This window comes from Bacillota bacterium, assembly GCA_040754675.1.
Lineage (GTDB): Bacteria > Bacillota > Limnochordia > Limnochordales > Geochordaceae > Geochorda.
In genome coordinates this window covers 1-13162 of sequence record JBFMCJ010000005.1, presented here as the reverse complement: position 1 = coordinate 13162, position 13162 = coordinate 1, and the positions used below count along the sequence as shown (strand labels likewise).

Here is a 13162-nt window from a genome sequence, read left to right as displayed (position 1 = left end):
GGGCGGGAATGGTTACCCGCCCCGTCGTTCTTAGGCAGCGCTGATGGCGTTCTTGAGAATGGCGTGGGCCTTCTCGACCTTGAGTTCCAGGCCGGCCTCGGTCAGGTACTCGTCCAGGAAGCCGTCCACGCCAGGGTTGTGGATGTTGCGGCGCAGCGTGGTGTCACGTAGCGGCCGGATCCGGACATACTTCATATCGACAAAGAAGCTGTGGTAGGCGTAGTACTGCTCCAGGGCCTTTGACGGGGCAATAATCAGCCGGCCGTGCGGAGAGACGTACTCCTGGAGCTCCAAACCGTAGGCTTTGGCGTCCTGGGAGATCCGGAGCTTGTCTTTCGCCCATGCAGTGACTATCGAAATGTGACGGGCCGACGCGATCCAGAGCTTGGTACGGGAGCCGTACCTGAACAACGGCTCACAGACGTTGGTGATGAACTCGTCCTCGGTACAAACTCCGCCAGCGTCGTAGATGTTTGTGTTGATGAACTTCTCCAGGCCGCGGGACATCCGGCGCTTATTGGCGGCGTCCTCCTTGCGTTCGCCAAAGAGGATCTGCCGCTCCAGCGCCAAGCGGTGATCGATGCCCTTGGACCTGGTGAGGCGAGCCCGCTCCTGCTCGTTGGTGATCTGCTGCTCAGCCAGGACCGTTCCGGAACCACCAAACGGGGTACGCAGGATACCGCAGTAGTTGTAGACTTTGGTCGGCTGCTTGACCTTTTCCTCGGGCACGTCGGAACGCTCTTCCATCGCGTTCCCAAGGTTCAGGACGTAGTCATTGTCATTCAGCGCAGCGGCCGCCGTCTCACCGTAGCCACGGATGACGGTGATGGTGTTGCCGTTGACGGCGGTGATGAACATGATTTCACCGGTACGCGGGACCTTCACGATGTCCTTTGCCTTGAAGAGAGTTCCGTCGTCAACAACGATATTGGTGTCGGTCGCCAGGTACCCGGTAGCATTGTTCACCTGGCTCCAGTATCCGTAGACGTCCTCTTCCCACCAGTAGAACTCGGCGGTGTTAGTCTTCTTCTTCCGGCTCTGGAGGAGCACGACCGTGAACGGCGTCTCATTCGGGACGTACCGAGCAATTTCGTCCGACACGTCTATGTCCCGCCGTTGAAAGTCAAGGTCAAAAGTCAGTACGGGCATCTAACATCCACTCCTTGTTACCGTTTTCAGTCGTCGAAGATCTTCCGGCCCGTCGTCGGGGCTCCGAAGATACTCTCCTTTAACCGCTCATTCTCGGACTTCGGGGCCGGCTTCTCGCCGCCCCCACTCCGGGGCATCTGCGCCGCCCGCTTGGCGTCAGCCTGGCCGCTCTTGCCGCTCTCGGCAAGCTTGACTTCGAGCCTCGCCAGCTTGGCCTGCATATACGTCCTCTCCAGCCAATCCGGCTGGGCGGCCAGTTCCGGATTGGCCTGAACGATCTCCAACATCGCGTCAATGTACTCGCCGGCGTCCGGCACAGCGTTCATAAAGTGCTGTACCTGCAGGTTGTACGCCTGCTGCATAACCACCGGGTCGTAAGCCTGCCGCAGTTCCTGCACCTTCCGCTCGGCGATCCGCTCGGCCAGCTCCTCGATTACCTTGTCCGGCTCTTCCGCCAGGCGGTCGAGCAGCTCCTGGCGCCGCCTCTCCAGATCCTCCGGGCTGGTCTCCTTCGGCTTGTGAAGGGCAGCCTTGAGCTCTTCGAGTTCACGGCGGAGCTCGGCGCGCTCCTGGCGGTCACCGTGGAAGTTGCGCTCGGCTTCCTTGTACGCCGCTTCCAGTTCCTCGATGGTCTTGTACTTACCGGCGTACAGCCGTTCGGTCGTTTCCTGCTGGTCGTCGTTGGCGTGTCCGGGATCATCGCCCGGGGCCTCGTCGCCAGCGTTGTCCTCCTCGGGCATCTCGTCTCCGGTGTCCTCGCCCGGGAAGATGCTGTCGAGGAGTTTCTTGTCGTCAGGCATAAGTTATCGGTCTCCTTTCTGCAGCGCCTCGGCATATCGCCGCAGGCGGTCTTGCAGGTATGTATTGATTGCCCTCAAGCCCGCGATTTCTCCCTGGATGCGGGCGACCTGGGCCAGGTCATCAAACTTTGTTCGCTCCAACTCCCTCAGGCGGGCCTCAACCTGGCCCTGGATATGCTGATCCACCAGCAGCCATCCTGGCGTCCTCGTCAGCGCTTCCAGGAGTTCCCCCTCGCGCAGGGCTTTATCCGCGTCCACGCTTCCGCCCCCGTTTTGCCGACTTCAGCGCGTCTGCAGCCATCTCCCCGGCGGTCAACGGCGTGATCTTGCTCAGCGCGATAGACAGTGATCTCGATGTCGTCTTTTCATTCTGGTGTTCGGCCCTGGAGACTACCCGCCCGACAACCACCGCCCTGATCTTGTCTCCTGGACGGGCTTGGCTAAGAGCCGCTGGGATAGCGAGGTCATCAAGGTACAGCGTTGGAACGGCTTGAACGGCTTCATCGTAGACTCTTTTGGACGCGACCTTGCGTGCCATTTATTTCACTTCCTTCCCCGCTTGCCCCGCTTGGCTGCCCGCAGGGCGTTGGCCGCCCACTTGGCCATTTGCTTGGCCCCGTACTTCTTCCGGCCGATGCTCGCCGCTATCGCCCGGGCGCTCTCCGCACTCTTCCCCTGGGCCTGCAGCTTGTCCACCATCCGGGCGAAGCGGCCGCCGCCACCGGGGGCCAGGGATTTGCCTTTGTAAGTCTTAGCCAGGTGTTCCACCTCCCAGCGCCTGTTGTACCATCGCGATCTGCTCCGGACCCATTTGGGCCGGCATCTGTCCGGCACCCGGCATCAGCATCCCAGGCGGTGCCGGGCCCCCTCCCGGGACGGCCGCAGCTTGGGCCAGCTCTTCAGGTCGCTTCAGCAGCTTGTCAACCGACCGGATGTCGTAAGACTCAAGCCAAAGTTTCGTCAATTCGTAGACGTCAACATACGGGTTCCCTGTCTTCAGGATGATGCTCATAACCTCGTTGAGCTGGGCTCGACGGGCCTCCCTGTTGGCCATCGTGTCCACACTGCTTCCCGCGGGGGCATAATCCCGCTCCCCGGCCAGCTCCCAGGGTTCCACCCGCCGCCACTCGACACCGGCTGGGCCGAACATCCTGACGACGCGGGCCTCGTCGATGAACTGCTGATTGTTGCAGTCCATCAGGTACGCCAGGCGCTTCAAGCACAGGGCCTCGTAGAGCATCACCTTCACGTCGAACCGGAAGCCGGCTGAAGTGTTCTTCGTGACGACCTCGGTTGCCGTTTCCCGGCGCGCCGGGTTCACGCCCCGCACCACCGCCGGCACCCCGAGGGCGTTCTCCATGTCCTCCTTGATGACGCGCTCTTCGTTGTAGCTCGACGACGTGACGTCGGTCATTGCCAGCTCGGTCACGTCGTCGGGGCTGTCCACCCAAATAACCCCGTGCGGCCGGCTGATCAGCTCGTCCGGGTTTACTTCCGCCGACCGGCGCACCTTCCACATACGGTTGAGGACCAAGGAAACGTTGTCGATGCGCTGGTTCCGCGTGGTGTTCAGCTCGTGCTGCAGGTGCTCGATGATCTGCACCGCCGACAGGCCGTAGAACTCGCCCGGCAAGGGCTCGAAGCTGGTGGCGATAAACGGTTTCTTCCCGTGCCGGTGGTAGGGGTTCGGGCCGTCATAAACAAGCTCGTACCGGTTGGCAATGATGGCGTGCCTGTCGTCCTCCCAATAGTGCAGAAGCTCGATCAGGTACCCCTTGCGCGGCTCCCGCCAGAAGCCCTGGCCGGATTCGCTCCCCAGGCCGATCGCCGCCAGGCGGTCTTCCCGGCCGTCCTGGAGACTCCCGCCGGCGCTCACCAGGGCCTCCCAATCGTCCGGCTCGTAGACGGTGCCGCCCCCGGCCCGCCGGAGCAGTTCCAGCTTGTCCCGCAGTTCCCGCTCCGTACACCATTCCCGGTGGAAGACGAACCGGCAGGTGTCCAGGTCGCGCCCGCGGGGGTCCGGCCAGAAGTCGAAGTAGTCCACGGAATGAATATCGTTGTCGTCGTACTCGACGGACTCTTGCTCCACTTCCTCCGTCACCACTGTCGGCACCGGCTCGACGCCCCTCACCCGGGCCAGCAGGGCTTGCAGGGGGGACGGTGGCAGGATGCGTTGCTGTTTGACGCGCACCCGCCGCGTCTCGTAGCGCCAGCCGACCGAGGCGACGGCCGCCGGGTAGACCAAGAAGCACGTCACGAAGTCGTAGAACGCAGGGACCAGATTCGATAGCTGGTCGTCGACCAGTGCCCCGGCCAACTGGGCCTTCGCCTCCAGCTCAGGGATCAGCTCCGGGTCGACCGCGTACCGCGGCCTGGGGATGAAGTCGATGTACGGGCGCGAGGCAAAGATGGCCTTCATTATCCGCGAACGAAGGGTGTCGACCTCTTCATATGTCCGGGGAATGTGCAGGTTCGAGCGCCCTTTGAGCTGCTTCGGTAGCTCGTCCCGCCAGCCGACGTAAAGCTTATACCAGCGCAGCGCACGCTCGTCGTACTGCTGGCGCCACGAATCTGCGTAGTTAAAGCGGCTTAACAGTTCCCCGGTAAGTTCCCGCGTATCGGTCGACATGTTGGCCTCCTAATAGCCCGTGATGCTCGAAATCCCCGCTGGCACGTTCGGCTGTCTCCTCTTGGTCGCTACAGCCGGTCGGTTCATCAAGGCATACCGCAGCGCGTCGTAGGCGTGGTCCTCGCCGTCAGTGTCCACATCCTCGGGGCGGGTCTTGTCGTACACCAACTGCGGCAATGTCCGGATAAGGTTGGTGCATGTTGAGAAGATCTTTAGCCGGCTGGTGGGATTGCCGTCCCAGCCCTCGAAAACCGTCAGGTAGTCGTGCACCCGCTGCTTCCCGGCCAGGCGGTCGTTGTCGGCCTTCTGGCACGGTAGGCCGTTTTGCCGCATTGTCTCCGCTATACTCTCGCCCTCGTGGCCCGTCTTGGCGAAGATCGCCGGGTCGGCCAGGGTCAGGGTAATGCTCTCTCCACGGCTCATCTCGACGACCCTCTGCGCCAGCTCGGCGGCCCGCATCCCAGTGACGTACAACTCACGGTAGACGTAGACCGTCTCGTCCGGTCCCAGGGCCAGCCACAGGACGCAGGCCGGATTGGTGAAACCGAAGTCGAGCGCCCGCCAGCGCCGCCAGCCAGCCGGGATGGGAAAGGGCTCGATGACGTGCGCATCCCGCGAAAACTCCTTGAACACCTGGCCAGCGAACACGTCCCAGTCGCCGTCACGGAGGGCGCGCCTCTCGGCCTCCGGCAGCTGAGCCAACATGCGTTCATACTGCCCGCCAGCAAGATAAGGGTTGTCAACGAGCTTGGCCGGGATAAAGCGCCTGGTCCGGCCCGTTTCAGGATCTGTATACCTCTCGCCCCAAGGGGCGATGTCGATAAACCTGGAACGTACCCATCCATGTCCGACCCCGCCCGGGTTGGTGGCCGCCCTGATCAGCGTCCGCACCCCGGACTTGGTGGTCCGGCACCGGCTCATCAGGTAGGTAAACTGGAACTCTGTGAACTGCGTCAGCTCATCGAAACAGATATCCTCATATTCGGCCGATTGATACTTGTAAACGTCCTCATCGCGCTCGCAGTAACCAAACTCCAGCAGGCTGCCATTAGGGAAACGCCACCGCTTGTACTGTGCCTGATAGGCAGCGCCCCTGCCGGCTAACAGCTCCAACGAGCGCAGGATCAGCGACCGCTCAAGCTCTGGGAACGTCCTCCGTAGTATCAGGCCCCGGCTGCCCGGTATGGCGATCCGGCGCAGGATGGAGAACATCAGCAGGGCGTCCGATTTGCCGCCACCCGCCGCGCCGCCGTACAGGACCTCGTCCTCGGCGGCGTTGAGGAACAGCGCTTGGCGGGGCGTGGCCGCCCATACCGGCCCATCAGTCGGTACCTTCGCCACGACCACCGTGACCGTACACCTCCGGGTTTAGTCCGGGGATCTCTATACGTAACGGGCCGCCGTTCGGCCCGGTGATCTCCTGCCGGTCAACAAACATCCCCAGGTGCTTCCCCAACAGCTCCAACGCCTTGAGCTTGTCGTGGAGCTTCACGCGCTGGCTGCCGCCGTTCTTGCTGACGATCTGGCTGACCTCCGACAGGACCGTCCCGTCGACCAGGTTTGAGTCGCGGATCTCCACCCCATGCGGGCCGAAGCTCACGAAGTCCTTGAGGTCGGCGAACGCGATCTTGGCCAGCTGCTCGATGACAGCGTCCTGGGTGATCTTGGTGCGCTGCGCCCGCTCGGCCATAGCTGCGGCAATGGCGGCCTGCACACGCGGACGGGCCAAAAGCCGTCTGCCCATCTTGTCGGCGCTCGACGCTTTGTAGCCGGCCCTCTCCGCAGCTCGCCGGTGGTTCAGGTCGATCAGGTACTCCTGTACGAAAACCTTTTCCCGGTTGGTCAGCGTGGTCCGTTCGGTCATTGCACCACCCCTAAAACGACAAACCCACCCAGACCTGAAGGGCCAGCGTGACCGCAGGTCTAGGTGGGTTTTCTGTTGATTTGAGCATAGCACACTTTGGCGAAGTGTGGAAGAAGAATCTTACTCGTCCGTCAGTTCTTCCGCCCGCAGTTCCAACAGCCCCATTAACACGTCCACCTGCAGGTTGCCGGCCAGGACGAAGCAGGTCAGCCTCCCTTCGCGGGCCAGCTCCATCACTTTCTCCAGCTCCGCGACCACTCTCTCGCGGATATTGATGACTTTAGCCATACTCGACCTCCTCCACCACGATTTCGGCCCGCTCATCCCGGTCGATGAACCGCTCCGCCACAATGCGCGCCACCTGTTGGTCGTCGACGTAGACGGCGCCGCTGAGACCGTCCAAGATCGCCTTGACGACGTTGTCTGTGTCGGGCAGGCTCTTGCGCGCCCGCCGGGCAAAGTACAGGCGCATGGTGACTACCACGAGGCCGCGCACCAGCTCCCGCCCCTGCATCGCCAGCCGGCCGAAGGTATGCACCCGCCGCTCGTATTCGACCGTCTCCTCGGGGGTGTAGAGCATAACCTTGCGCCCGGCGTAACCGATCCGCGGCCGGGCTTTGGCGACCGGGCGGCCAGGGACGACGATCTTGATCTCATCCACTGGCCTCACCCCTCGCCAGGGCCACCAGGGCCTTTGCTAAACACTGGATCGCTTGCTCCTGAGCGACATCCTCCGGCGTCCCGTCCTTGGCCGTGAACGGGGCGAAGTGCAGGTGCAGCAACTCGTGGACCAGGGTCCGCTCATGGTCTTGCTCAAACGGCGACCTGGGCGAGTAGTCGACCGGATCAAGCAGCTTGATGATGGCCTCTTTGCGCTCGATCACCCACATGCATTCGCCCTGGCCGTCGGAGTGCATATCGTCCGCCCTGACGATCTTGGTGACGATATCCCAGTCCTGTAGCCGGAGCCGCCGCTGCCACAGACGGCATTTTTCGGTGAGCTCGTCCTGACTCAAGATCACCGGCTACACCCCCACATTGAGCACGCACTCGCGCCCGGTCGACGCCCGCACTCCCGCCGGCACTACTGCCCCGAGCGGCGGGAGGGGGCCCTCCCGGTATCGCGGGCAGCGCACGACCTGGTAGAGCATCAGTTTGCGATTGCCGTCGATGACCTGGACTTTCTGCCGTAGCTTGAGTCCTGTCTTGTCCCCCCGGCCGATAAAGGCACAGTGGACGGCCGTAGTCCAGCAGCAGGTGTTGCAAAGAGTCTCGGTCATGCTCACAGGGTCACTCCTTTCGCAAGATTGAGGAACCGGACCTTGCCGGCGTCCCAAACCAGTTCGGCGGTCCCCGTCGGGCCATTCCGTTGCTTGGCGACGATGATCTCCGCGACGCCCTTCCGGTCACTGTCCTGGTTGTAGTAGTCGTCCCGGTAGATGAACAGTACCACGTCGGCATGCTGCTCGATCTCGCCGCTGTCACGCAGGTCGGACATCTGCGGCCGCTTGTTCTGCCGCAGTTCCACCGCGCGGGAGAGCTGGGACAGCAGGACGACCGGGCACCCGCATTCCTTCGCCAGGGCCTTGCACCGGCGCGTCATCCGGCCGATGCGCACCGTCTGCGATTCCCCGCGCTCGACGGGGTCCTGCAGCAAGCCCAGGTAGTCGATCACGATGAGCCCCAGGCGTCCGTGTTTCGCTTTAAGCCGCCGCGCACGGCTGCGGATATTGGTCGTCGTCAGCTCGGCGGAGTCGTCGACATAAAGCGGAATATCGCTCAGTCCATAAGCCGCGTCCACGGCGGCCTCCCAATCATCCTCGGACAACCGCCGCGCACGGGCGGCGAAGCTGTTGACCCCGGCGCGCATGCAAACCAACCGATCGGCCAGACAGCCTGCGGACATCTCGGCAGAAAAGACGACCACCGGCGCCATCTCGAGCTCTGCTACGTTGTACGCCACCTGCAAAGCCAGCGCCGTCTTCCCCATCGACGGACGCGCAGCAAGGACGATCAGGTCGGCAGGCTGCAAGCCCCCCAAAATCACGTCAAGATCCGGGAACCCGGTGGCGATCCCGACCGGCTGGCGCTCATGGCGTTGCCGGTACATCTCACGCCACCGGGCCTCCGCCACGGAACCGAGGAGCTGCGCCTCAGCGATTTCTGCTCCTCTACTGACATCAGCAAGTAGAGCCTCGGCCCTAGCCATCACGTCCTCAGTGTCGCCATCGTCACTAGCTAGAGCCGCGATTGCGCGGCCGGCGTGCATTAATCTGCGCTTAGTTGCCGCTTTACGGATCATTTGAGCATAATATTCCAGGCTACCCGGGCTAGTTGGCACATCTACTCCTGGCAGATCCAGCAGCGACGCGAGATAACTTGCCCCGCCGACAGTATCGAGATCACCCTTCTTGCGTAACTCATCGCTCAACGTAACTAAGTCTACAGGTTTTCCAGCGGCAACTAGGGAACAAACAGCCGTAAACGCGGCCTGGTGCTGCGGAGTATACATGTCGGCTGGGCGCAAAAGGTCCGCGGCTGTGATAGCAGCATCAGGAATGGTCATGCAAAGTGCAAGCAACGCTTGTTCTGCATCTAAAGCTTGAGGCATCAAGGCCTCGACCTTAGCCACCGGCATCACCGCCCAAAAGCTCGTTAATCAGTTGACGAGTCTCTTCCGGTCCCGGAACGTACGGTCCACTCCTTTCCTCGTCCGCGTTGACGTTGTCCGGTGCTCGTGCTCGCGACTTGCCGGGCGGGTCGTTGCGCCGGATCTGTGCCAGGGTCGTCCACCCTTTCGCCGCCCAGGACACCAAGATCGTATCGACGTAACGTAGGGATTTGCCGCCCTTAGCCGCGGCTCGTCGCATGGCCTCTTGTATGATCTCCAAGGGATAGTCCCAGTTGTTGATCATCTCAATGTCTCTTTGGGAGATAAGGCGACCAAGGAAAGCCTCGCAGGCATGTACCACTTTAGCATCATGATCCTTAACATGATCATGATCATGTTTGGTTAGGTTAGGTTTGGTTACGCAGGACATCCGGCTGCTATCCTGTGGAACATCCGTCGGACATCCGTCGGACATCCGTCGGACATCCTGCTTTTGTCCGCGTTCCTTCCTTTTCCTCTCCGCCCTTTTCCTCTCCGCGTCCGCACGCCGGCGCTCAACAAGCCTGCCTGCATAATCATGCCAATCGTGGATCTCTGGCACCTCGGCCTGGTCGATGTCAACAAAGCCTGCCTGCACCAAAGCCGAGAAGAACTGATCGGGATCGCCTTCCCACTGGGCTGCCCTGGCGATCATCCTGGGCGAGATCCCGGCTAGAATGCCATCCGGAACGTTATCCAGACACCACAACCAAAACGTCGTAATGTGTCCTACAAAGTGAACCGGCGGTATGTTAAGTAACTCTGCCGCTATTAGTGTTTTCCTGTGACTTGGTAGTGATTGGTGCAGCTCTATCCAGGCCACCGTCCCGCCCCCGTTCTCTAATCAATCTCTATCGCCTGATCCATCACGAGCAAAAAGTTCAATAAACCGCCCCATCCGCTCGTAGAACGGCAGGACCTGAGCCAACGTTGTAGTGCAGAACCAGTCTGCCCGCCGGTACTCTTTAAAGAGCGTGCAGAACACTAGTTCATCGATTTCATCTTTGTTTGCCATCGGGCAGTCGCGGCAGTGGATAATCATTTAGGCATCACCTACGGACTTTTTAGAACTTTCCGGAACCGCCGAGGAACCGCCCCGACACTTTTTATTCTCCTGCCGTTCCACAAGCAGGCCCAAAGCCAACAGCGACGCGGCTGCAAAGAGGATCACAACGAGTAGGCCGGCCATCTTTACCCCTCCTCCTCGGCCCGCCGAACACGGCCCCTGAAGATGGCGTCCAGGCGGTCCACAAGCTTGGCCCCCGTCACAATGTCAACTTGCAGAATCGGGCGCCGGCAGCGCTCATCAAGCCCGGCCGGATACGGGGGCAGGATAATCCACTCTACCGGCCGCTCCTCGTAGGTGGTACCGTCGGGGTTAAAGATGATGAACACGGATGCTCACCCACCTTACGCATCGCTTTCACCGCCGCCCGACCAAGAGCCGCCTGGGCCTCATTACGCCACACGTGTTCGGTATGGCAGACCATACACAGTGGTTGCTCGATTCCCCGCCAACGTTTAGCCCCCGGCTGGCCACACGTAAAGCACGTCATGCCGGTCCCTCCTACCTCAGAATTTGACCGTCACTGTCCGGCGTCCCCACTGCAGGGCCATCCCCCGGCTCGGCATCCAGATATCAATCCGGCTGCCCTTAATCGCCCCGCCGGTATCCTCGGCCTGGAACACACCCAGACCGGCGATCTCCACCCGGCTGCCGAGCGGGATGATCTGGGGATCCACGGCCACCACGCCCCAGCGGACCGGTGTCCCGGTGGCCGTTACCCCGTCGCCGTTACCGCAACCGTAACTGTAGGCCGTCGCCTCGACCACGAGCTGCAGGTCTTCGCGGACCAGGTTTTCCGCCGGCCTTGGGAGCGGCCGCCAGGTCGCCGGCGCTTCCGCGGGCGGGACGGCAACCACCAGGGCCGCCACGAGGGCCAGGGCTACATCTAAAAAGCGCACCGCTCTTCCCCCTTCAGCCGCCCCCACAATCGGGTCAGCTTTTGGTCCCGCTTCTCGGCCACCTGATCAGCGCAGTCAAACAGGATCATCATCTGCAGGAGCATAATCTCCACGTCCGCTATCTCCTCGGCTATACGGCTGAAATGCCGCTGCCCGCGCAGGTATTTGGTCAGCTCCTTCTGCAGTTCGGCCATCTCCTCGAAGACCATAACGACCTGTCCGACGATACCCCATTGCTCCAGGGCTGCCTTGCAGATCGTGATGTCATCGGGCCTATCAGTAGGAGTTACCACGGCCACATGCACCCCCAGGCGAACCAGATGAACGCCCACCCCGCCAGGACCGCCGCCGTGAGCAGCCAGACGAGCGGCTTACACCGGTACCAGCGCCACACCCGGCGGGGCTTCTGGACGTTGACGGGGCGGGTGGTTCTGCTGATGTACCGTGGCGCGGCCGTGTTATCTCCCCAGCGCATCACCGCCCCACCTCCGGGGCCTCGTCCCAGGTGCGGCCGTCGAGCTTAGGCATCTTAACCATCCGCCCGTCGATCTCGGCCGACTTGAGGAAGAAGGGCACCCCGGCGGCAACCGCCTGGTCGCGCAGGAGACGGATGTCGTCCAGGCTCACGGAACGGCGGTTGGGGCCGGTTTCAACGCCGCAGATCACCCAACTTATAGCTCCCCTGAGCCTTGCTGCTCTGTATGGCTTGGTGTTAATACCGAGCGGCGCTGGTTTTTCTTCGCTCGCATAAAACTTGGGGCTAAGATATTCCGAAAGTTCCACCGGCCCCAACATCGGTTCCACGCTCACAAACCGCACCGCAGCCGGTATCTGCAACAGTATCGGAATCCGCTCATCGGCGCGGGCCTGGTTCTCGGCGGTGACTCCGAGCCAGACGTTGGACAGGGGCCATGGTATCGCTGGGAGCCGGTATTTATGCCCCAAACAAATTGCGGAGATATGCTTACGGGTTGTACCGTATTGGGCTGCTATGTCGTCAAGCTTTAGCCCCTTCGCGCGAAGATCACGTATCTCCGCTACCTGCTCTGCGGTGAATTTGGCTTGGCTCTTGGCCCAAACGCCAGCGGTACCGTGTCGGGAGGCGTCAGCCATGTTATCCTTCTTTGATCCCCAGCAAAGGTTTTCGATTCTGTTGTCTGTTCGGTCACCATTACGATGACGCGCTTCAGCATCAGGGGATGGGGGCGGACCAACAAACGCCTCAAGTACCAGCCGGTTAATCCGAACCTGGCGCACCTGTGCCCCGAGGGATAGGCAGACTGAATAATAACCCCCTCTTGTGGCCCGGGGACGCAGTATTCCCTCTGGGGTCCTCCGGCCCTTGGTGCCACCACCAACTCTCCGTACGCGCCCATGGTCTGAAACTTCATAAAAGCCCTCATATCCAAGCACGGCCCGCCACTCTTCTTTGGTCGCTGGCTTGGTAGCTAAATCGATACTGATCCCGTCCATCGTTTTCTGGACAGCAAACGGCCTTGAGGCATTGGCTAGATAGGATCGCATTCTCTCGGGGCGTTTCGTTAAAAGCAGAAATGTGTGTTGCGGACAAAGAGCCATTACAGCGAAAATGTGGTCGAGGAAGTCGTCCGGGACTTCTTCATGGAAGAGGTCGGTCATACTACCCGTAAACACCCGCCGGGGCTTCTTCCACCGCATCGGTTCCTCCAGCCGCTCCGGGTGCAATGTCACGCGGAACGGATCATCAGCCGGGTACCCAAACCGGCCCCGGAGCCGGTGGGCCATCCGCTTCGCGTAGCAGTTCGCGCAACCCTCTGACACGGGAGTACAGCCCGTCACGGGGTTCCATACGTCGGTGGCCCACTCTATCTTGGTCTGGCCCATGTTCGTCACCTCGCTTCATTTAAGGTCCCGGCGCGGCGGCTACCCGCGAAGCCCGCGAAATCCGCGCCGGGAGGGGTCGCCCCCACCGCAACGCCCAGCAGGGCGCTCCGGTAGAGGCCGGAGCCTCTACCCTTGACAGAGGATGTTGACCAACCCCTACTTAGGGGCTCCGGCAAGAATCAGATAGCCATCCAGGGCCGCCTTGAGCTTGGCGACTTCGTTGTCCACAGCTTCCTTGATGT

18 protein-coding genes are annotated in these 13162 nt (G+C 61.6%); all 18 read right to left on the bottom strand.

Going from position 1 to position 13162, the window contains the following annotated elements; all coding sequences use genetic code 11:
- Positions 1-30: 30 nt before the first annotated feature.
- Entirely contained in the window at positions 31-1149 is a 1119-nt protein-coding gene (locus AB1609_00755) for a DUF5309 family protein (protein MEW6045006.1), read from the bottom strand.
- 26 nt (positions 1150-1175) lie between these two features.
- The gene (locus tag AB1609_00750; GenBank protein ID MEW6045005.1) at positions 1176-1949 is read right to left on the bottom strand and encodes a hypothetical protein; all 774 of its coding nucleotides are present in this window, start codon (positions 1947-1949) and stop codon (positions 1176-1178) included.
- Positions 1950-1952: 3 nt separating this feature from the next.
- Complete coding sequence (locus AB1609_00745) at positions 1953-2207, bottom strand: hypothetical protein (GenBank protein MEW6045004.1); 255 nt, start codon at positions 2205-2207, stop codon at positions 1953-1955.
- A gap of 285 nt (positions 2208-2492) precedes the next feature.
- The gene (locus AB1609_00740; GenBank protein MEW6045003.1) at positions 2493-2717 is read right to left on the bottom strand and encodes a hypothetical protein; all 225 of its coding nucleotides are present in this window, start codon (positions 2715-2717) and stop codon (positions 2493-2495) included.
- On the bottom strand, positions 2701-4578 hold the full coding sequence (locus tag AB1609_00735) for a hypothetical protein (GenBank protein ID MEW6045002.1): 1878 nt from the start codon (positions 4576-4578) through the stop codon (positions 2701-2703). The genes AB1609_00740 and AB1609_00735 overlap by 17 nt, the downstream gene beginning before the upstream one ends.
- Positions 4579-4587: 9 nt before the next feature.
- Positions 4588-5925, bottom strand: a complete 1338-nt coding sequence (locus tag AB1609_00730) for a phage terminase large subunit (protein MEW6045001.1) — start codon at positions 5923-5925, stop codon at positions 4588-4590.
- On the bottom strand, positions 5900-6442 hold the full coding sequence (locus tag AB1609_00725; protein ID MEW6045000.1) for a terminase small subunit: 543 nt from the start codon (positions 6440-6442) through the stop codon (positions 5900-5902). Before AB1609_00725 ends, AB1609_00730 begins: the two co-directional genes overlap by 26 nt.
- 120 nt (positions 6443-6562) lie before the next feature.
- Positions 6563-6730 carry a hypothetical protein gene (locus AB1609_00720; GenBank protein ID MEW6044999.1) on the bottom strand — a complete coding sequence of 56 codons (168 nt, stop codon included), beginning with the start codon at positions 6728-6730 and terminating at the stop codon, positions 6563-6565.
- Entirely contained in the window at positions 6723-7103 is a 381-nt protein-coding gene (locus AB1609_00715; GenBank protein MEW6044998.1) for a RusA family crossover junction endodeoxyribonuclease, read from the bottom strand. Before AB1609_00715 ends, AB1609_00720 begins: the two co-directional genes overlap by 8 nt.
- Complete coding sequence (locus AB1609_00710; GenBank protein MEW6044997.1) at positions 7096-7464, bottom strand: hypothetical protein; 369 nt, start codon at positions 7462-7464, stop codon at positions 7096-7098. The genes AB1609_00715 and AB1609_00710 overlap by 8 nt, the downstream gene beginning before the upstream one ends.
- 3 nt (positions 7465-7467) lie before the next feature.
- The gene (locus AB1609_00705) at positions 7468-7722 is read right to left on the bottom strand and encodes a hypothetical protein (GenBank protein MEW6044996.1); all 255 of its coding nucleotides are present in this window, start codon (positions 7720-7722) and stop codon (positions 7468-7470) included.
- A 2-nt stretch (positions 7723-7724) separates the two neighbouring features.
- Positions 7725-9074 carry a replicative DNA helicase gene (dnaB, locus tag AB1609_00700; protein MEW6044995.1) on the bottom strand — a complete coding sequence of 450 codons (1350 nt, stop codon included), beginning with the start codon at positions 9072-9074 and terminating at the stop codon, positions 7725-7727.
- Positions 9067-9915: a DnaD domain protein gene (locus AB1609_00695; GenBank protein MEW6044994.1), complete on the bottom strand. Its 849-nt coding sequence runs from the start codon at positions 9913-9915 to the stop codon at positions 9067-9069. Before AB1609_00695 ends, dnaB begins: the two co-directional genes overlap by 8 nt.
- A gap of 368 nt (positions 9916-10283) precedes the next feature.
- Positions 10284-10487 (bottom strand): hypothetical protein, encoded by a 204-nt coding sequence (locus tag AB1609_00690; protein MEW6044993.1) that lies wholly within the window; start codon positions 10485-10487, stop codon positions 10284-10286.
- Positions 10488-10664: 177 nt separating this feature from the next.
- Positions 10665-11057 carry a 3D domain-containing protein gene (locus tag AB1609_00685; protein ID MEW6044992.1) on the bottom strand — a complete coding sequence of 131 codons (393 nt, stop codon included), beginning with the start codon at positions 11055-11057 and terminating at the stop codon, positions 10665-10667.
- Positions 11045-11350 carry a hypothetical protein gene (locus AB1609_00680; protein MEW6044991.1) on the bottom strand — a complete coding sequence of 102 codons (306 nt, stop codon included), beginning with the start codon at positions 11348-11350 and terminating at the stop codon, positions 11045-11047. The genes AB1609_00685 and AB1609_00680 overlap by 13 nt, the downstream gene beginning before the upstream one ends.
- A complete protein-coding gene (locus AB1609_00675) occupies positions 11344-11532 on the bottom strand; it encodes a hypothetical protein (protein ID MEW6044990.1) in 189 nt (62 codons plus the stop codon). Before AB1609_00675 ends, AB1609_00680 begins: the two co-directional genes overlap by 7 nt.
- The gene (locus AB1609_00670) at positions 11532-12920 is read right to left on the bottom strand and encodes a DUF5131 family protein (GenBank protein MEW6044989.1); all 1389 of its coding nucleotides are present in this window, start codon (positions 12918-12920) and stop codon (positions 11532-11534) included. Before AB1609_00670 ends, AB1609_00675 begins: the two co-directional genes overlap by 1 nt.
- Positions 12921-13162: the final 242 nt, after the last annotated feature.

Bases quoted from the DNA above. Each gene is read 5' to 3' on its own strand.
- AB1609_00670 (MEW6044989.1), bottom strand. From the start codon at position 12,920: ATGGGCCAGACCAAGATAGAGTGGGCCACCGACGTATGGAACCCCGTG.
- AB1609_00675 (MEW6044990.1), bottom strand. From the start codon at position 11,532: ATGCGCTGGGGAGATAACACGGCCGCGCCACGGTACATCAGCAGAACC.
- AB1609_00750 (MEW6045005.1), bottom strand. From the start codon at position 1,949: ATGCCTGACGACAAGAAACTCCTCGACAGCATCTTCCCGGGCGAGGAC.
- AB1609_00755 (MEW6045006.1), bottom strand. From the start codon at position 1,149: ATGCCCGTACTGACTTTTGACCTTGACTTTCAACGGCGGGACATAGAC.
- AB1609_00705 (MEW6044996.1), bottom strand. From the start codon at position 7,722: ATGACCGAGACTCTTTGCAACACCTGCTGCTGGACTACGGCCGTCCAC.
- AB1609_00720 (MEW6044999.1), bottom strand. From the start codon at position 6,730: ATGGCTAAAGTCATCAATATCCGCGAGAGAGTGGTCGCGGAGCTGGAG.
- AB1609_00725 (MEW6045000.1), bottom strand. From the start codon at position 6,442: ATGACCGAACGGACCACGCTGACCAACCGGGAAAAGGTTTTCGTACAG.
- AB1609_00735 (MEW6045002.1), bottom strand. From the start codon at position 4,578: ATGTCGACCGATACGCGGGAACTTACCGGGGAACTGTTAAGCCGCTTT.